At 54.6% G+C, this 17,996-nt stretch carries 17 protein-coding genes; 8 read left to right on the top strand and 9 right to left on the bottom strand.

From position 1 onward, the window contains the following. Window positions 1-293: 293 nt before the first annotated feature. Window positions 294-698: an OsmC family protein gene (locus ACJ9N4_RS18830; protein ID WP_182272869.1), complete on the bottom strand. Its 405-nt coding sequence runs from the start codon at window positions 696-698 to the stop codon at window positions 294-296. A 312-nt stretch (window positions 699-1,010) separates the two neighbouring features. Between ACJ9N4_RS18830 and crp the strand changes: the two genes are divergently transcribed. Both crp and ACJ9N4_RS18820 read left to right on the top strand, forming a co-directional pair. Continuing rightward, window positions 1,011-1,643 carry a cAMP-activated global transcriptional regulator CRP gene (gene crp / locus ACJ9N4_RS18825; RefSeq protein ID WP_000242758.1) on the top strand — a complete coding sequence of 211 codons (633 nt, stop codon included), beginning with the start codon at window positions 1,011-1,013 and terminating at the stop codon, window positions 1,641-1,643. A 58-nt stretch (window positions 1,644-1,701) separates the two neighbouring features. Continuing rightward, on the top strand, window positions 1,702-3,789 hold the full coding sequence (locus tag ACJ9N4_RS18820; RefSeq protein ID WP_182274586.1) for a YccS/YhfK family putative transporter: 2,088 nt from the start codon (window positions 1,702-1,704) through the stop codon (window positions 3,787-3,789). A gap of 18 nt (window positions 3,790-3,807) precedes the next feature. Here ACJ9N4_RS18820 and ACJ9N4_RS18815 read toward each other — a convergent pair whose 3' ends face one another. From ACJ9N4_RS18815 to ppiA, 4 genes are all read right to left on the bottom strand, one after another. Further along, the gene (locus ACJ9N4_RS18815; RefSeq protein WP_182272870.1) at window positions 3,808-5,028 is read right to left on the bottom strand and encodes an aspartate aminotransferase family protein; all 1,221 of its coding nucleotides are present in this window, start codon (window positions 5,026-5,028) and stop codon (window positions 3,808-3,810) included. 86 nt (window positions 5,029-5,114) lie between these two features. Beyond that, window positions 5,115-5,678: an aminodeoxychorismate synthase component 2 gene (gene pabA, locus ACJ9N4_RS18810; RefSeq protein WP_182919044.1), complete on the bottom strand. Its 564-nt coding sequence runs from the start codon at window positions 5,676-5,678 to the stop codon at window positions 5,115-5,117. A 31-nt stretch (window positions 5,679-5,709) separates the two neighbouring features. After that, window positions 5,710-6,294 carry a putative adenosine monophosphate-protein transferase Fic gene (locus ACJ9N4_RS18805; protein ID WP_182919045.1) on the bottom strand — a complete coding sequence of 195 codons (585 nt, stop codon included), beginning with the start codon at window positions 6,292-6,294 and terminating at the stop codon, window positions 5,710-5,712. 107 nt (window positions 6,295-6,401) lie between these two features. After that, complete coding sequence (gene ppiA, locus ACJ9N4_RS18800) at window positions 6,402-6,974, bottom strand: peptidylprolyl isomerase A (protein WP_023309471.1); 573 nt, start codon at window positions 6,972-6,974, stop codon at window positions 6,402-6,404. 278 nt (window positions 6,975-7,252) lie between these two features. Here ppiA and tsgA point away from each other — a divergent pair, with 278 nt between their 5' ends. Further along, the gene (gene tsgA, locus ACJ9N4_RS18795) at window positions 7,253-8,437 is read left to right on the top strand and encodes an MFS transporter TsgA (RefSeq protein ID WP_182919046.1); all 1,185 of its coding nucleotides are present in this window, start codon (window positions 7,253-7,255) and stop codon (window positions 8,435-8,437) included. Here the strand turns inward: tsgA and ACJ9N4_RS18790 are convergent. Further along, a complete protein-coding gene (locus ACJ9N4_RS18790; RefSeq protein WP_182272874.1) occupies window positions 8,434-9,759 on the bottom strand; it encodes a cytosine deaminase in 1,326 nt (441 codons plus the stop codon). The genes tsgA and ACJ9N4_RS18790 overlap by 4 nt on opposite strands. A gap of 240 nt (window positions 9,760-9,999) precedes the next feature. Between ACJ9N4_RS18790 and nirB the strand changes: the two genes are divergently transcribed. The 5 genes from nirB (at window position 10,000) to ACJ9N4_RS18765 (ending at window position 15,446) form a co-directional block, all read left to right on the top strand. Continuing rightward, complete coding sequence (gene nirB / locus ACJ9N4_RS18785) at window positions 10,000-12,543, top strand: nitrite reductase large subunit NirB (RefSeq protein ID WP_182919047.1); 2,544 nt, start codon at window positions 10,000-10,002, stop codon at window positions 12,541-12,543. After that, window positions 12,540-12,866: a nitrite reductase small subunit NirD gene (nirD, locus tag ACJ9N4_RS18780; protein ID WP_182272876.1), complete on the top strand. Its 327-nt coding sequence runs from the start codon at window positions 12,540-12,542 to the stop codon at window positions 12,864-12,866. The genes nirB and nirD overlap by 4 nt, the downstream gene beginning before the upstream one ends. Window positions 12,867-12,935: 69 nt before the next feature. Beyond that, window positions 12,936-13,745, top strand: a complete 810-nt coding sequence (nirC, locus tag ACJ9N4_RS18775) for a nitrite transporter NirC (protein ID WP_182919048.1) — start codon at window positions 12,936-12,938, stop codon at window positions 13,743-13,745. Between the two features lie 11 nt (window positions 13,746-13,756). Then, window positions 13,757-15,130, top strand: a complete 1,374-nt coding sequence (gene cysG, locus ACJ9N4_RS18770) for a siroheme synthase CysG (protein ID WP_182272878.1) — start codon at window positions 13,757-13,759, stop codon at window positions 15,128-15,130. 145 nt (window positions 15,131-15,275) lie between these two features. Beyond that, entirely contained in the window at window positions 15,276-15,446 is a 171-nt protein-coding gene (locus tag ACJ9N4_RS18765) for a YhfL family protein (protein ID WP_182272879.1), read from the top strand. Window positions 15,447-15,559: 113 nt separating this feature from the next. Here the strand turns inward: ACJ9N4_RS18765 and trpS are convergent, their stop codons facing one another. Genes trpS through rpe form a run of 3 tightly spaced genes read right to left on the bottom strand, consistent with a single transcriptional unit; the run spans window position 15,560 to window position 17,988 of the window. Continuing rightward, window positions 15,560-16,564 carry a tryptophan--tRNA ligase gene (gene trpS / locus ACJ9N4_RS18760; RefSeq protein ID WP_182272880.1) on the bottom strand — a complete coding sequence of 335 codons (1,005 nt, stop codon included), beginning with the start codon at window positions 16,562-16,564 and terminating at the stop codon, window positions 15,560-15,562. Then, on the bottom strand, window positions 16,557-17,318 hold the full coding sequence (gene gph / locus ACJ9N4_RS18755; protein WP_182272881.1) for a phosphoglycolate phosphatase: 762 nt from the start codon (window positions 17,316-17,318) through the stop codon (window positions 16,557-16,559). The genes trpS and gph overlap by 8 nt, the downstream gene beginning before the upstream one ends. Further along, window positions 17,311-17,988, bottom strand: a complete 678-nt coding sequence (gene rpe / locus ACJ9N4_RS18750) for a ribulose-phosphate 3-epimerase (RefSeq protein ID WP_003861634.1) — start codon at window positions 17,986-17,988, stop codon at window positions 17,311-17,313. Before rpe ends, gph begins: the two co-directional genes overlap by 8 nt. Window positions 17,989-17,996: the final 8 nt, after the last annotated feature.

Below are 17,996 nucleotides of genomic sequence, written 5' to 3'. Positions count from 1 at the left end.
ACAACGGAGGGTTAACACCTGCCGAGATGGAAAGACAAAGAACCTCAGGTCGTGTCCAAATTAAGTAGACCACTTCAATCCCTGCAGGCAATGCCCTCTCGGCGCATCCCTGCGCCTCGCCCCGGCCTTACGGAAACGCTTCGGCGATTTTCAGCCGGACCATGGAGTCGCTATAAGTCTTATATTTCAATGAAATAGTTTAATTGCTTAAGAAGAAAAAAATTACTGGGGAACCCTCAGCCCCGTGGGAGAGGGTTACGGTGAGGGCATCTACGCGCACGATGCCCCCGACTTCACGCCTCAATCACTTCATACGAATGCGTGATTTTTACCGCTTTCTCCAGCATTAACGCCACAGAGCAGTATTTTTCAGCCGAAAGATCGACCGCGCGTGATACCGCCGCGTCCTTCAGCGCTGTGCCAGTAACAACAAAATGCAGGTTGATGTGCGTAAACAGGCGCGGTGCCTCTTCGCGACGTTCGGACGTGAGCTTGACTTCGCAGCCGGTCACGTCGTGACGGCCTTTTTGCAAAATCGACACCACGTCGATGGCACTGCATCCACCAGCGGCCATCAGCACCATCTCCATTGGACTTGGCGCTTTATCGCCGGAGTTACCATCCATCAAAATCTGGTGCCCGGAAGCGGATTCGCCCAGGAACGTTAAACCTTCAACCCATTTCACACGCGCTTGCATATATTCCTTAACTCCAACGTTGCATTTTTGGTGACAGATTACGCGCGCGTTACATTTCTCGCAATGGAAGGCGACCTGCGTCATGCTGAAGCGAGACACCAGGAGACACGCGGCGAAAGCTATGCTAAAACACTCAGGATGCTACAGTAATACATTGACGTTACACATGTATGCAGAGGACATCAAACTTTACTGGCTGCGAAACGTTACGACAGCCGACTTCCCAGGTATGGGTAAGAATTCGATTGCAACCCCAGAGTCAGGATGCGATTTATGACTCTGGAGACAGCTTATAACAGAGGATAACAGCGCATGGTGCTTGGCAAACCGCAAACAGACCCGACTCTCGAATGGTTCTTGTCTCATTGCCACATTCATAAGTACCCATCGAAGAGCACGCTGATTCACCAGGGTGAAAAAGCGGAAACGTTGTATTACATCGTCAAAGGCTCGGTGGCAGTGCTGATCAAAGATGAAGAAGGGAAAGAGATGATCCTTTCTTATCTGAACCAGGGCGATTTCATCGGCGAACTGGGCCTGTTTGAAGAAGGCCAGGAACGTAGTGCCTGGGTTCGTGCAAAAACAGCATGTGAAGTGGCTGAAATCTCCTACAAGAAATTCCGTCAGTTGATCCAGGTTAACCCGGACATCCTGATGCGTCTTTCTTCCCAGATGGCTCGCCGTCTGCAGGTTACGTCTGAGAAAGTGGGCAACCTTGCCTTCCTCGACGTGACCGGTCGTATCGCGCAGACGCTGCTGAACCTGGCGAAACAACCAGATGCCATGACCCACCCGGACGGTATGCAAATTAAAATCACCCGTCAGGAAATTGGTCAGATCGTCGGTTGCTCTCGTGAAACAGTGGGTCGTATCCTGAAAATGCTGGAAGACCAGAATCTGATCTCCGCGCACGGTAAAACCATCGTGGTTTACGGAACTCGTTAATTCCGGCCAAACGGCGTGTCATCGCAAGGTGTCACGCCGTTTTTGTCTCTATTCCCCCATGTGGCGCAGGCTGATCTACCACCCGGAAGTTAACTATGCACTGCGACAAACGCTGGTGTTGTGCCTTCCTGTGGCCGTGGGTTTGATCCTCGGACACCTTCAACAGGGTCTGCTGTTTTCTCTCGTTCCCGCCTGCTGCAACATCGCCGGTCTGGACACGCCCCATAAGCGATTTTTCAAACGTCTGATTATTGGTGGCTGCCTGTTTGCTGGCTGTAGCCTCGCCGTGCAACTCCTGCTGACCCGCGATATCCCGCTGCCGCTGATTTTAACCGTGCTGGCGATGACGCTGGGAGTAACGGCTGAAATCAGCTCACTGCATGCCCGCCTGCTACCTGCCTCGCTGATTGCGGCCATCTTTACCCTTAGCCTCGCGGGTAATATGCCGGTGTGGGAGCCGCTGCTGATCTACGCTCTCGGCACGCTATGGTACGGGTTGTTTAACTGGTTCTGGTTCTGGATGTGGCGGGAACAGCCGCTGCGCGAATCCCTGAGCCTGCTCTATATCCTGCTGGCGGATTACTGTGAAGCAAAGTACACCCTGCTCACCCAGCACACCGATCCGGAAAAATCACTGCCGCCGCTGCTGGCACGCCAGCAGAAAGTGGTGGATCTCATCAGCCAGTGTTACCAACAGCTACATATGCTCGCCGCCAATAAAAACCATGAGTACAAACGGCTGCTCCGCGTATTCCAGGTGGGGCTGGATCTGCAGGAGCATATCTCGGTAAGCCTGCATCAGCCGCAGGAGGTGCAGAAGCTGGTCGAGCGCAGCCACGCAGAAGCGGTGATCCGCTGGAACGCGCAAACCGTTGCCGCGCGCCTTCGCGTGCTGGCGGACGATATTCTGTATCACCGCTACCCGACGCGCTTCAACATGGACAAACAGCTCGGTGCGCTGGAAAAAATTGCCCGTCAGCATGCGGATAACCCGGTCGGGCAGTTTGCCGCATGGCATTTCAGCCGCATCGCGCGCGTGCTACGCACCCAGCGGCCACTCTATCCACGCGACCTGATGGCCGATAAACAAAAGCGTCTGCCGCTACTGCCTGCCCTCAGAAGCTATTTATCCCTGAAATCCGCCGCCCTGCGCAACGCCGCGCGGATCAGCGTCATGCTCAGCATCGCCAGCCTGATGGGTGTGGCGCTGCATCTGCCGAAACCGTACTGGATCTTAATGACCATACTGTTTGTCACGCAGAACGGTTATGGCGCAACGCGGGTGCGTATTCTGCACCGGGCGGGCGGTACAATGGCGGGGCTGATTATTGCAGGCGTGACGCTACACTTTCACGTCCCGGAAGGGTATACGCTGGTGGGCATGCTGGCGATAACGCTGGTGAGCTATCTGATCATCCGCAAGAACTACGGCTGGGCGATGGTGGGCTTTACCGTAACTGCGGTGTATACCCTGCAGCTGCTCACGCTGAACGGCGAACAGTTTATTATTGCCAGGCTGGTGGATACGCTGATTGGCTGTCTGATTGCTTTTGGCGGCATGGTCTGGCTGTGGCCGCAATGGCAAAGCGGGTTACTCAGGCAGAACGCCCATGATGCACTGGAAGCAGACCAGCAGGCGATCCGCTTAATACTGAGCGACGACCCGCAACCCTCCCCGCTGGCGTACCAGCGAATGAGGGTTAATCAGGCACATAATGCCCTGTTTAACTCCCTTAACCAGGCCATGCTGGAACCGGGCTTTAACTCGAATTATCTGGCAGACATGAAGCTGTGGGTAACCCACAGCCAGTTTATCGTCGAGCATATCAACGCCATGACCACGCTCGCACGCGAGCATACGATGCTGACGCCGGATCTGGCACAACGCTATTTGCAGTCGTGTGAAATTGCCCTGCAGCGCTGTCAGCAGCGTCTGGAGTATGACGCGCCGGGAGAAACGGGAGATGCAAACATTCTGGAAGCGCCGGAAACGCTGACCCACGGACCGATGAGCACCCTGGAGCAGCATTTGCAGCGCATTCTGGGGCATTTGAACACCATGCACACCATTTCGTCGGTGGCATGGCGTCAGCGTCCGCATCACGGCATATGGCTAACGCGTGTGTTAAAGCGGACGCCATATTGATTGCGTCGGGCAATGAGGTTATCCCCGGACTATCTTCCCGACCGCTGCGGCAAAGCGGTTTAACCCCTCTTCAATATCTTTCTCTGCCACCACCAGCGACGGCGCAAAGCGCATCACGTCTGGCCCGGCATTAAGCACCATCACCCCTTCGTGGGCTGCGGCATGCAGGAAATCGCGCGCACGGCCTTTGTATTGCGGCTTCAGCTCGGCACCAATCAACAACCCCATACCGCGGATCTCGCTGAACACGTCATACTGGTCGTCAATCTGTTGCAGATGCTTCACAAACAGCTCACGCTTCGCACTTACGCCATCAAGCACTTCAGGTGTGTTGATGATATCGAACGCGGCACCCGCAACGGCGCAGGCCAGCGGGTTTCCGCCGTAGGTCGAACCGTGGGAACCCACGTGGAACGCAGAGGCGATATCCTGGGTGGTGAGCACCGCACTGACCGGGAAGCCACCGCCGAGCGCTTTAGCGCTGGTCAGAATATCGGGGGTTACGCCGTAATGCATGTAGGCGAACAAATCGCCGGTACGCCCCATCCCGCTCTGTACTTCGTCAAACACCAGCAACGCCTGATGCGCATCGCACAGCTCGCGCAGCCCCTTCAGGAATTCCGGGGTTGCAGCCGTGACGCCACCTTCACCCTGAATTGGCTCCACGACCACCGCGCAGGTGTGATCGTCCATGACCGCTTTCACCGCGTGCAGATCGTTAAACGGCACGTGGATAATGTCGGCCGGTTTGGGACCAAAGCCGTCGGAGTACTTCGGCTGGCCGCCAACGGAAACGGTAAACAGTGAGCGTCCGTGGAACGCGTTATGGAAGGCAATGATTTTGGTTTTGTACGGGCTGTGACGCGTTGAGGCGTAGTAACGTGCCAGTTTGAATGCGGTTTCGTTGGCTTCAGTGCCAGAGTTCATAAACAGCACACGCTCAGCAAACGTCGCATCGATTATCTTACGCCCCAGGCGCAAAGCCGGTTCGTTGGTAAAGACGTTGCTGGTGTGCCACAGGGTTTCTCCCTGAGTTTTCAGCGCCTCCACCAGCGCAGGATGACAATGACCCAGCGCCGTCACCGCAATCCCACCGGCGAAATCTACGTACTCTTTACCCTGCTGATCCCAGACGCGACTGCCTTTTCCTTTCACCGGGATAAACTCAGCCGGAGCATAAATTGGCAGAATGACTTCATCAAATGTTGCGCGGGTGATTGCTGGTTGTTCAGTTGCCATGTCATGACCATCCATTTTATGTCACATTGATTGTGAAAATATAATCACAAAATATGCATAAAAAATCACAACAAGGCAATAGATATTCAGCGATTAAGGAAATTCGCCAGCAGCTGGTGGCCCTGTTCGCTCAGAATACTCTCCGGGTGGAACTGCACCCCTTCAAGATCCCATTCACGGTGGCGAATCCCCATGATCTCCTGCGTTTCACTCCAGGCAGTCACGTCAAAACAGGCGGGCAGGGTTGGCGGATCAATGACCAGAGAATGGTAGCGGGTGACGGTTAACGGATTATTTAACCCCGTGAACACGCCAGTACCCGTGTGGGTAACCGGTGCCGTTTTGCCGTGCATCACTGTGGCCGCGCGAACGATGGTCGCACCAAAGACCTGAGCAATGGCCTGATGACCCAGGCAGACGCCCAGGATCGGTAGCTTACCCGCATAGTGGCGGATAACGTCCAGAGAGATACCGGACTCCGACGGGGTACACGGCCCTGGCGAGATGACAATTTTCTGCGGGGCCAGCGTTTCAATCTCTGCCAGGCTGATGTCGTCATTACGGCGAACAACGACCTCTGCACCCAGTTCGCAGAAATACTGGTAAAGGTTCCAGGTGAAGGAATCGTAGTTATCAATCAGCAGGATCATGGCGGCTCCAGAACAAAAAGGCCGCTCTATTCTACTCAGTTTCCCGTGCTTCGCTCACCACTTTGCGAAAGATCGCGCTCAGGGCCGTCAAATCCCCCATTGCTCCGTTCTGATTGGCACGCTTCCAGTGGGCCGGATCGATATCGCGCCAGTCCAGCAAGTAACTGGCGTGGATAGCCAGTTGTTCAAAGAAAATGCGCTGTGCAATACCATTACCGCTCATAAAAGGATGCAGCATGTTAATTTCACAATAGTAGTGGCTGATCCTGGCAATAAACGCCTCTTTTCCACATCCCACCAGATAACCTTCATTTTCCAGTTTTTCCATCAATTCGTTACCGGCTTTCTCGATGTAGTCAAAGTGGCAAAACAGGATATCGCCCTTAGAAATATCGACGCGACGGTACTTGCCTGCATTCTCCACGAGTCCGTGATAGAGATGGTAGTGAATGGCGCACAGATGGGGCAACCCGGGCGCATGTGGCCCAAGCGGCAGCGTCCCGATGAGAGAGGCAGAAGGACCATTCCCCTCTTCAAGGCGGCAGCTGGCCTGAAAATTCACAGTACGTTGCTGTTCCCAGAGACGGGATTTTTGCTTGTCGGTGAGTTTTTTCACTTAACGCCTCCCTGAATGTGTCCGTTTGCCACAAGTATAAGCAGCAAAACGCGCTTTCGCAGGGAGGGCTAAATAACACGGGCGAAGCGTGCCCGTGTCAAAGACAGTTACGGCAGAACTTTGGCTGAGAGGATAACCACCGGTTTTGACGGCACGTTCTGGTATGGGCCAACGTCGTGGGTAGGTACCTGAGAGATCTTATCAGCGACATCCATTCCTTTCACAATTTTACCGAAGACCGCATAACCGAAGTCACGCTGACCGTGGTCGAGGAAGGCGTTGTCTGCAACGTTCAGGAAGAACTGGCTGGTGGCGCTGTCTTTATCTGCAGTACGCGCCATAGAGATGGTGCCACGTTTGTTCAGCAGGCCGTTGTCCGCTTCGTTCTTAATGGGTGGATTCGGCTGTTTTTGCTGCATTTGCTCGTTAAAGCCACCGCCCTGCACCATAAAGCCTGGGATCACACGGTGGAACGTGGTGTTGTTGTAGAAACCACTGTTCACGTAGTCGAGGAAGTTTTTCACAGAAACAGGAGCTTTCTGGCTATTCAGTTCCAGCTCAATATTCCCGGCAGAGGTCGTCAGCAGGACGTGAGGGTCTCCTTTTGCTGCCAGCGCAGCAGGGGAAACGGCAGAAAGAGCAAACACAGCTGCGACAGCCGCCAGTGTTGATTTGAGCATGAGAATTCCTTAACAAAGCGCAGTATAGAAAGCGAATGGTCTGATTCTAAAGAGCAGTATGAACCGAGGCCAGCCTTTTACCTAATTTTACGAAATTGAAACAGTTGTAACCACGCAAACGATTGAACACACCAGTAAAAGATGTGATTCGCATCACATAAAATATTGTAACGAAGATCTAATTTTCTGGAAAAGATTTAAATAGATCACTTTCGCGACTAAAATCTGCCCGCTCAAACGCAGTCGATGCGTTTTATTTTACTTTGAACAGGCCAGACATGACTAACAGCAATCGCATCAAGCTCACATGGATCAGCTTCTTCTCCTACGCCCTGACTGGCGCGTTGGTGATCGTCACCGGGATGGTGATGGGAAATATCGCAGACTACTTCCAGCTGCCCGTTTCCAGCATGAGTAATACCTTCACCTTCCTCAACGCGGGGATCCTGATCTCCATCTTCCTGAACGCCTGGCTGATGGAAATCGTGCCACTGAAAACGCAGCTGCGTTTTGGTTTTGTGCTCATGCTCGCCGCCGTGGCAGGCCTGATGTTAAGCCACAGCATCGCCCTGTTCTCTGCCGCCATGTTCGTACTTGGCCTGGTGAGTGGGATCACGATGTCTATCGGGACGTTCCTCATCACCCACATGTATGAAGGCCGTCAGCGCGGCGCGCGTCTGCTGTTTACCGACTCCTTCTTCAGCATGGCCGGGATGATCTTCCCGATGGTCGCTGCCGTTCTGCTGGCGCGCAGCATTGAATGGTACTGGGTGTATGCCTGCATCGGCCTGGTCTACGTGGCGATCTTTATCCTGACCTTCGGTTGCGAATTCCCGGTTCTGGGCAAAAAAGCACAGACCACGGCTGAACCTGTCGCGAAAGAAAAGTGGGGCATCGGCGTCTTGTTCCTCTCCATCGCCGCCCTGTGCTACATCCTGGGCCAGTTGGGCTTTATCTCCTGGGTACCGGAATACGCCAAAGGTCTGGGCATGAGCCTGAATGACGCAGGCAAACTGGTAAGCGATTTCTGGATGTCTTACATGTTCGGCATGTGGGCGTTTAGCTTCATCCTGCGCTTCTTCGACCTGCAGCGCATTCTGACCGTGCTGGCAGGGATGGCAACCGTACTGATGTATCTGTTCATCAACGGTTCCCCGGAACACATGCCGTGGTTCATTCTGACCCTGGGCTTCTTCTCCAGCGCGATTTACACCTCGATCATCACCCTGGGCTCTTTGCAAACCAAAGTGGCCTCGCCAAAACTGGTTAACTTCGTGCTGACCTGTGGCACCATCGGCACCATGCTGACCTTCGTGGTCACCGGCCCGATTGTGGCCCACAGCGGCCCGCTGGCTGCACTGCACACGGCTAACGGCCTTTACGCTGTGGTGTTCATTATGTGCTTCGTTCTCGGTTTTGTGACCCGCCACCGCCAGCACGGCGCGGCAGCGGCTTCTCACTAATCCTCCGACGCCCCTTTGCTCTCAGCAGAGGGGCTGTTTCTGGCAAAGCTCACCTCTTCTCCCCCGCTATCCATCTGGATCCAGGTCTGCGCCAGCTGCGTGGTGGCGATAATGCGCCCCTGACGAATCGACCAGCGTACCGGAACCTGACAACGCACCGCTTCAAACCCACTCTCCGCAGGCAGAATAACCAGGTTTGCCGGGTTCCCCGTCCCGATACCGTAATCGCTCAGACCAAAGGTTCGGGCACTGTTATGGGTAATCAGATTCAGGCCGCTGTCGATTTGCGGATAGCCCATCATCTGACACACGTGTAACCCCATATGCAGCACCTGCAGCATATTGCCGGTGCCAAGCGGGTACCACGGATCAAAGACATCATCATGACCGAAGCAGACGTTAATCCCCGCCTCCTGAAGTTCTTTCACGCGGGTAATGCCCCGGCGTTTCGGATAGTCGTCAAAGCGACCCTGAAGGTGAATGTTCACCAGCGGGTTCGCCACAAAGTTAATACCCGACATTTTCAGCAGACGAAACAGCCGCGAAGTGTAAGCGCCGTTATAGGAGTGCATGGCGGTAGTGTGGCTGGCGGTCACACGCGGGCCGATACCCGCCTCATACGCCAGCGTCGCCACCGTCTCCACGAATCGGGACTGTTCATCGTCGATTTCATCGCAGTGAATATCCAGCGGACGGTCATATTTCTTTGCCAGTGCAAAGGCGATGTGCAGCGACTGCACGCCATACTCACGGGTGAACTCAAAATGCGGGATTGCTCCCACCACATCCGCCCCCAGCTTTAACGCCTCTTCCAGCAACGCCGCGCCGTTCGGGTAGGAGAGGATACCTTCCTGCGGAAACGCCACGATTTGCAGCGTGACCCACGGCGCGGCCTCCTGCTTCACCTCCAGCATCGCCTTCAGCGCGGTGAGCGTCGGGTCAGAAACATCCACGTGAGTACGGACGAACTGGATACCGTTAGCAATTTGCCACTTCAGCGTCTTCCAGGCACGCGCCTTCACATCTTCGTGGCTGAGCAGCGCCTTGCGCTCGGCCCAGCGCTCAATGCCTTCAAAGAGCGTGCCGGACTGATTCCAGTTCGGCTCACCCGCCGTCTGGGTGGTATCGAGGTGAATATGCGGCTCAATAAACGGCGGGATCGCGAGCCCTCCACGGGCATTTAAGATCTCGTAACTTTCGGCGCGGGTATCGTCCATTGGCGTGATATCACCAAAACGACCGTTCTCAATGGCAAGTTGCCACAGCCCATCACGACCCGGTAAACGAACATTCTGAACCAGCCAAAGCGGTGTTGTAGACATACCTTTCCCCCGAAAAATGCGGCTGAAATTTAGGAGTACCCATTTTTAAAAATGAGCACCCTGATTGGTACACAAAATCGACGACAACGAAAAGCCTGTGATTTCTATAACTTATAAAAATCCTGACAAATCAGCAATCTACCACCTAAGTAGTAGGTGAAGGCGTATTTGATTTGCATCAATAAGCGCCTCTGCTGAATCGTTAAGGTAGGCAGTAATAGAAAAGAAATCGAGGCAAAAATGAGCAAAGTCAGACTCGCTATCATCGGTAACGGTATGGTCGGCCACCGCTTTATTGAGGATCTTCTCGATAAAGCTGACGCAGCCCGGTTCGATATTACCGTATTTTGTGAAGAACCCCGTAAAGCGTACGACCGTGTGCACTTATCTTCCTACTTCGCCCACCATACCGCTGAAGAGCTTTCTTTGGTACGTGAAGGGTTTTACGAGAAGCATGGCGTAAAAGTGCTGGTAGGCGAACGCGCTATCACCATCAACCGTCAGGAAAAAGTGATCCACTCCAGCGCCGGACGCACGGTTTTCTACGACAAACTGATCATGGCGACTGGCTCATATCCGTGGATCCCGCCAATTAAAGGCTCGGAAACCCAGGATTGCTTCGTTTACCGTACCATTGAAGACCTGAAGGCAATCGAAAACTGTGCCCGCCGCAGTAAACGCGGTGCCGTCGTCGGTGGCGGACTGCTGGGTCTGGAAGCGGCTGGCGCGCTGAAAAACCTCGGCGTTGAAACCCACGTCATCGAATTTGCCCCGATGCTGATGGCTGAACAGCTGGACCACATGGGTGGTGATCAGCTTAAGCGTAAAATCGAAAGTATGGGTGTGAAAGTTCACACCAGCAAGAACACCAAAGAGATCGTTCAGGAAGGTACTGAAGCGCGTAAAACGATGCGCTTTGCCGACGGCAGCGAGCTGGAAGTGGACTTTATTGTCTTCTCTACGGGTATTCGCCCGCGCGACAAAATGGCCACCCAGTGCGGTCTGGCCGTGGCGCAGCGCGGCGGGATCATGATTAATGATTCCTGCCAGACCTCCGACCCGGATATCTACGCAATCGGGGAATGTGCCAGCTGGAATAACCGCGTATACGGTCTGGTGGCTCCGGGGTACAAGATGGCGCAGGTCGCCGTTGACCATATCCTCGGCAGCGAAAACGCCTTCACCGGCGCAGACATGAGCGCCAAGCTGAAGCTGCTGGGCGTGGACGTAGGCGGTATTGGCGATGCGCATGGTCGCACTCCAAACTCCCGCAGCTATGTTTATCTCGATGAGAGCAAAGAAGTCTATAAGCGTCTGATCGTAAGCCAGGACAACAAAACCCTGCTCGGTGCGGTACTGGTCGGGGATACCAGCGACTTCGGTAACCTGCTACAGCTGGTGCTGAACGCCATTGAACTGCCGGAAAACCCGGACGCGCTGATCCTCCCGGCTCACGCCTCCAGCGGCAAGCCGTCTATCGGCGTGGATAAACTGCCAGACAGCGCGCAGATTTGCTCCTGCTTCGATGTCACCAAAGGCATGTTGATTTCTGCCATCAACAAAGGCTGCCACACCGTTGCGGCCCTGAAAGCGGAAACCAAAGCCGGTACCGGCTGCGGCGGCTGTATCCCACTGGTCACTCAGGTACTGAACGCCGAGCTGGCGAAACAGGGCATCGAAGTAAACAACAACCTGTGCGAGCACTTCTCTTACTCTCGCCAGGAGCTGTACCATCTGATCCGCGTGGAAGGTATCAAAACCTTCGACGAACTGCTGGCAAAACACGGCCAGGGTTACGGCTGTGAAGTGTGTAAACCAACGGTTGGTTCCCTGCTGGCCTCCTGCTGGAACGAGTATGTGCTCAAACCAGAACACACACCTCTGCAGGACACCAACGACAACTTCCTGGCAAACATCCAGAAAGACGGTACCTACTCCGTGATCCCACGTTCTGCCGGTGGCGAAATCACTCCGGAAGGGCTGGTGGCCGTAGGCCGTATTGCACGTGAATTTAATCTGTACACCAAAATCACCGGTTCCCAGCGTATCGGTCTGTTTGGTGCCCAGAAAGATGACCTGCCAGAAATCTGGCGTCAGCTGATTGAAGCGGGCTTCGAAACCGGCCACGCGTATGCCAAAGCGCTGCGTATGGCAAAAACCTGCGTGGGCAGCACCTGGTGCCGCTACGGCGTGGGCGACAGCGTAGGCTTCGGCGTTGAGCTGGAAAACCGCTACAAAGGCATCCGTACGCCGCACAAAATGAAGTTCGGTGTCTCCGGATGTACCCGTGAATGTGCGGAAGCACAGGGTAAAGACGTGGGTATTATCGCCACCGAGAAAGGCTGGAACCTGTACGTGTGCGGCAACGGTGGGATGAAACCACGCCATGCAGACCTGCTGGCGGCAGACCTCGACCACGATACGCTGATCCAGTATCTCGACCGCTTCATGATGTTCTACATCCGTACCGCCGACAAGCTGACCCGTACCGCCTCCTGGCTGGATAATCTGGATGGCGGCATCGACTACCTGAAATCGGTCATCATCGACGACAAACTGGGCCTGAATGAACAGCTGGAATCCGGGATGGCCCGACTGCGCGAGGCGGTGATTTGCGAGTGGACTGAAACCGTCAACACCCCGGCGGCGCAGACTCGTTTCAAACACTTTATCAACAGCACCCAGCGCGACCCGAACGTGCAGGTTGTGCCTGAGCGCGCACAGCATCGCCCGGCGACGCCTTATGAACGCATTCCGGTCACGCTGGTGGAGGAAAACGCATGAGCCAGTGGGTAAACATTTGCAACATTAACGACATCCTGCCAGCAACCGGCGTCTGTGCGCTGCTGGGTAAAGAGCAGGTCGCGATTTTCCGCCCTCGCCACGATGAACAGGTTTTTGCCATCAGCAATATCGACCCGTTCTTCGACGCCAGCGTGCTCTCCCGTGGGTTGATTGCAGAGCATCAGGGCGAGTTATGGGTCGCCAGCCCATTGAAAAAGCAGCGCTTCCGCTTAAGCGACGGGCACTGCATGGAAGATGAGAGCCACTCGGTGAAGCATTACGACATCCGGGTGAAGGATGGCAAAGTACAGTTACGCAGTTAACGATTTTGAGGGAGGCGCAATGCCTCCCTTTTTTAAACTATTTCTTTTATTTTTCAGGATAATCAAACCATGTTTACAGACACTATTAATAAGTGTGCGGCTAACGCTGCGCGCATTGCACGGCTCAGCCAAAATAATCCGCTCGGCTTCTGGGTCAGCTCCGCAATGGCGGGTGCCTATGTGGGTCTGGGGATTATTTTAATTTTCACTCTCGGTAATCTGCTCGACCCTTCCGTGCGTCCACTGGTCATGGGTGCAACCTTTGGTATTGCTTTAACCCTGGTGATCATCGCCGGTTCTGAGCTTTTCACCGGCCACACGATGTTCCTGACGCTGGGCGTGAAAGCGGGCACTATCAGCCACGGACAGATGTGGGCAATTCTGCCTCAGACCTGGGTGGGTAACCTGCTGGGTTCCATATTTGTAGCACTGCTGTACAGCTGGGGAGGCGGGAGTTTACTGCCGGTTGATACCAGCATCGTACACACCGTCGCGCTGGCAAAAACCACACAGCCTGCGATGGTGCTGTTCTTTAAGGGCGCGCTGTGTAACTGGCTGGTCTGCCTTGCTATCTGGATGGCAATCCGTACCGAAGGCGCGGCGAAGTTCATCGCTATCTGGTGGTGTCTGCTGGCATTTATCGCTTCCGGCTACGAGCACTCCGTTGCCAACATGACGTTGTTTGCCCTTTCCTGGTTCGGCCATCACAGCGATGCCTTCACCCTTTCGGGTATCGGCCATAACCTGTTGTGGGTAACACTGGGCAATACTCTTTCAGGTGCAGTGTTTATGGGGTTAGGTTACTGGTATGCTACCCCTAAAGCGGAGCGTCCGACTCCGGCAAACATCGCAACGGCTCAGGCGAAAGCCCATTCTTAAGAGGTAATGTCGTGGATCACCTGCCTATTTTCTGTCAATTACGCCATCGCGACTGCCTGCTTGTGGGCGGCGGCGATGTGGCTGAACGTAAAGCACGTCTGCTGTTAGAGGCAGGTGCCCGGCTTACCGTAAACGCACTCTCCTTCGCTCCGCAGTTTGACGCCTGGGCGAAAGCTGGAATGCTGACCCTGGCGCAGGGAGAGTTCGACGAGTCCCTGCTCGATACCTGCTGGCTGACCATCGCTGCCACAGACGACGATGAAGTGAACCAGCGCGTCAGCAACGCCTGCGAATCCCGCCGTATCTTCTGTAACGTAGTGGACGCCCCCAAAGAAGCCAGCTTTATTATGCCGTCGATTATCGACCGTTCTCCGCTGATGGTGGCGGTATCGTCCGGCGGAACGTCTCCGGTGCTGGCTCGCCTGCTGCGTGAAAAGCTGGAAGCGGTTCTGCCCCAGCATCTCGGCCAGGTGGCGCACTATGCCGGCCAGCTGCGTTCCCGCGTGAAGAAAACGTTCTCCACCGTCGGCGAGCGTCGCCGTTTCTGGGAAAAATTCTTTGTGAACGACAGGCTGGCGCAGTCGCTGGCAAATCAGGATCAGAAAGCCGTTGAAGAGACGACAGAACAACTTCTCACCGAACCACTGGATCATCGCGGAGAAGTGGTACTGGTGGGCGCGGGGCCTGGCGATGCTGGCTTGCTGACGCTGAAAGGGCTACAACAGATCCAACAGGCGGATATCGTGGTCTACGACCGCCTGGTCTCCGATGACATTATGAACCTGGTGCGCCGGGATGCCGACCGCGTATTTGTGGGCAAACGCGCAGGCTACCACTGCGTACCACAGGAAGAAATTAACCAGATCCTGCTGCGGGAAGCGCAAAAAGGAAAACGCGTGGTACGCCTGAAAGGTGGCGATCCGTTTATCTTTGGGCGTGGCGGTGAAGAGCTGGAAACCCTGTGCAACGCGGGCATTCCGTTCTCCGTGGTACCCGGTATTACGGCGGCGTCCGGCTGTTCGGCCTATTCCGGCATTCCATTGACCCACCGTGACTACGCCCAGAGCGTACGTCTGGTGACGGGCCACCTGAAAACCGGCAGCGAGCTGGACTGGCACAACCTGGCCGCTGAAAAACAGACGCTGGTGTTCTACATGGGACTGAACCAGGCCGCTACGATTCAGGCGAAACTACTGGAACATGGCATGGATGAAGATATGCCCGTCGCACTGGTGGAAAACGGCACATCCATTAAGCAGCGTGTGGTGAAGGGAGCGCTGACGCAGTTAAGTGACCTGGCACAACAAGTTGAAAGCCCGGCGCTGATTGTTGTGGGCCGTGTCGTCGAACTGCGCGAAAAACTGAACTGGTTCTCTAACCACTAACTCATATTTTCCCTTCCCGGGGTAGTCTTTAAACGGACTACCCCCCTCTTACCTGCACCGTTAACATACCGCTCGCAAAATGGAACTTTTCCATTTATTCCCTCGAATTGCATCCAAATAACGTTGTTTAAGACAAGGAATGTGTATGTTCAAACTGGCAAAAGCTGCCGTTCTGGTGGGCTTGTTATCGACCCTTACCGCCTGCACCGGCCACGTTGAAAACACCAAAAATAACTGCAGCTATGATTATCTGCTACATCCGGCGATCTCCATTTCGAAGATCATTGGTGGTTGCGGGCCAGCGGCACAGCAGTAAGCGTTTTTCAGGCGTAAAAAAACCGGGATTACCCGGTTTTTTTGTTTGGTGAAGTGCAGGGGTTGTGCGGCCTGATGCCCTTGCCCTCTCCCAGCGGGAGAGGAAAAAGAGCATTATGGTTTTGCGACAAACCCAATCGCTTCGTACACGGCTTTCAGGGTTTCAGATGCGCGTGCGCTGGCTTTTTCCGCGCCCTCTTTCATCACCTTCTGCAGGAATGCTTCGTCGTTGCGGTAAAGATTGTAACGCGCCTGCAGCTCAGTCAGCATACCGGAAACGGCATCTGCTACCTCACCTTTCAGGTGGCCATACATCTTGCCTTCAAAATGCTGTTCCAGCTCAGGAATGCTCTGCCCAGTGACCCCGGAGAGAATGTCCAGCAGGTTAGAAACACCCGCTTTGTTCTGCACGTCGTAACGCACGACTGGCGGCTCATCAGAATCGGTTACCGCACGCTTAAGCTTTTTGACCACTGATTTCGGGTCTTCCAGCAGACCGATAACGTTGTTGCGGTTATCGTCAGACTTGGACATCTTCTTAGTCGGCTCCAGCAGTGACATCACGCGCGCACCGGACTTCGGAATAAACGGCTCTGGTACTTTGAACACATCACCGTAAATGGCGTTGAAGCGCTGAGCAATATCGCGGCTCAGTTCCAGATGCTGCTTCTGGTCTTCACCCACCGGAACCTGGTTGGTCTGGTACAGCAGAATATCTGCCGCCATCAGTACCGGGTAGTCGAACAGACCGGCGTTGATGTTTTCAGAGTAACGCGCGGATTTATCCTTGAACTGGGTCATGCGGCTCAGCTCACCGAAATAGGTGTAGCAGTTCAGCGCCCAGCCTAACTGGGCATGCTCCGGTACGTGAGACTGAACAAAGATCGTGCTTTTTTCCGGATCGATACCGCAGGCCAGATACAGCGCCAGCGTATCCAGCGTGGCTTTACGCAGTTTCTCAGGATCCTGACGCGCAGTGATCGCATGGAGATCCACGATGCAGTAAATGCAATGGTAGTCATCCTGCATGCTTACCCACTGACGCAACGCACCCATGTAGTTACCAATGGTCAATTCACCTGACGGCTGTGCGCCACTAAAAACGATGGGCTTAGTCATTTTTCAATTCCTGATGTTCACTGTGCGAAAGCCCGAGTGCGGGCAACAAATCTTTGAAGTGGTCGAACACTACGTCCGGTTCACTCAGCGTAATGGCTTCACCGTAGTTGTAGCCATAGGTTAATCCAACGGAAGGACAACCCGCTGCTCTGGCAGCCAGAATATCATTGCGTGAATCGCCAACAAAGAGCAGCTCCGCAGGGGCTAAGGATAATTTTCCTGCCACCAGCAGAAGCGGTTCCGGATGCGGCTTTTTGTTCTTCACGTCATCGCCGCCCACAATCACGGAGAAATACTTCGCGATATCCAGTGCTTCAAGCAGTGGCGCAACAAACGGCGTCGGTTTGTTAGTCACCAGCCCCAGCGGGATACCTTTGGCGTGAAGCGCACTCAGCGTTTCGGCAACATCCGGGAACAGGAAACTACCCTCTTCCACGGTTTCTTCATAGAAACGATCGAACAGTTTACGCAGAACACGCTGCTGTTCTTCCTGCGGAATGTCGGCGTGATCGACGCTCGGTTTTCCCTGTGCAGAACGTTGCGACGCACGCTCCTGGCGGGCCCAGGTCAACGCGCGCTCCATCAACACATCGGCACCGTTACCAATCCACGTCACGACGCGATCTTCGCCCGCAACGGGTAATTCGAGAGCATACAGCGCCTGGTCGACGGCGCTGCTTAAGCCTGGCGCGCTGTCAACCAGCGTGCCGTCGAGGTCAAATGCTACACCCCGGGTTGCCTGCAATTTATCCATGACTTACCTTTGCCAGTTCACGGCGCATTTCATCAATGACTTTTTTGTAATCCGGTTGGTCGAAGATGGCTGAGCCTGCAACGAACATATCTGCGCCCGCAGCCGCAATCTCACCAATGTTATTCACCTTCACACCACCGTCCACTTCCAGACGGATATCGTAGCCAGACTCATCAATACGGCGGCGCACTTCACGCAGTTTATCGAGGGTCTGAGGGATAAACGACTGACCGCCAAAGCCCGGGTTAACGGACATCAGCAAAATCACGTCCAGCTTATCCATCACGTAGTCGAGATAGCTCAGCGGCGTTGCCGGGTTAAAGACCAGACCGGCTTTACAGCCGTTCTCTTTGATCAGCTGCAGCGTGCGATCCACATGTTCAGAGGCTTCCGGATGGAAGGTAATGATACTCGCCCCCGCCGCGGCAAAATCAGGCACGATACGGTCGACAGGTTTCACCATCAGGTGCACGTCAATCGGTGCGGTGATGCCGTAATTACGCAGCGCCTTGAGTACCATCGGGCCGATAGTCAGATTGGGAACGTAGTGATTATCCATAACGTCGAAATGGACGACATCCGCCCCAGCCGCAAGTGCTTTGGCAGTGTCTTCACCCAGGCGGGCAAAATCGGCCGACAGAATTGAGGGAGCAATCAAAAACTGTTTCATCCGCATCT

The organism is Enterobacter sp. LM3 (genome assembly GCF_046622475.1).
GTDB classification, from domain to species: Bacteria; Pseudomonadota; Gammaproteobacteria; order Enterobacterales; family Enterobacteriaceae; genus Enterobacter; species Enterobacter cloacae_P.
The sequence above is the reverse complement of the archived record's forward strand: the minus strand, read 5'-3'. Positions and strand labels throughout refer to the sequence as shown.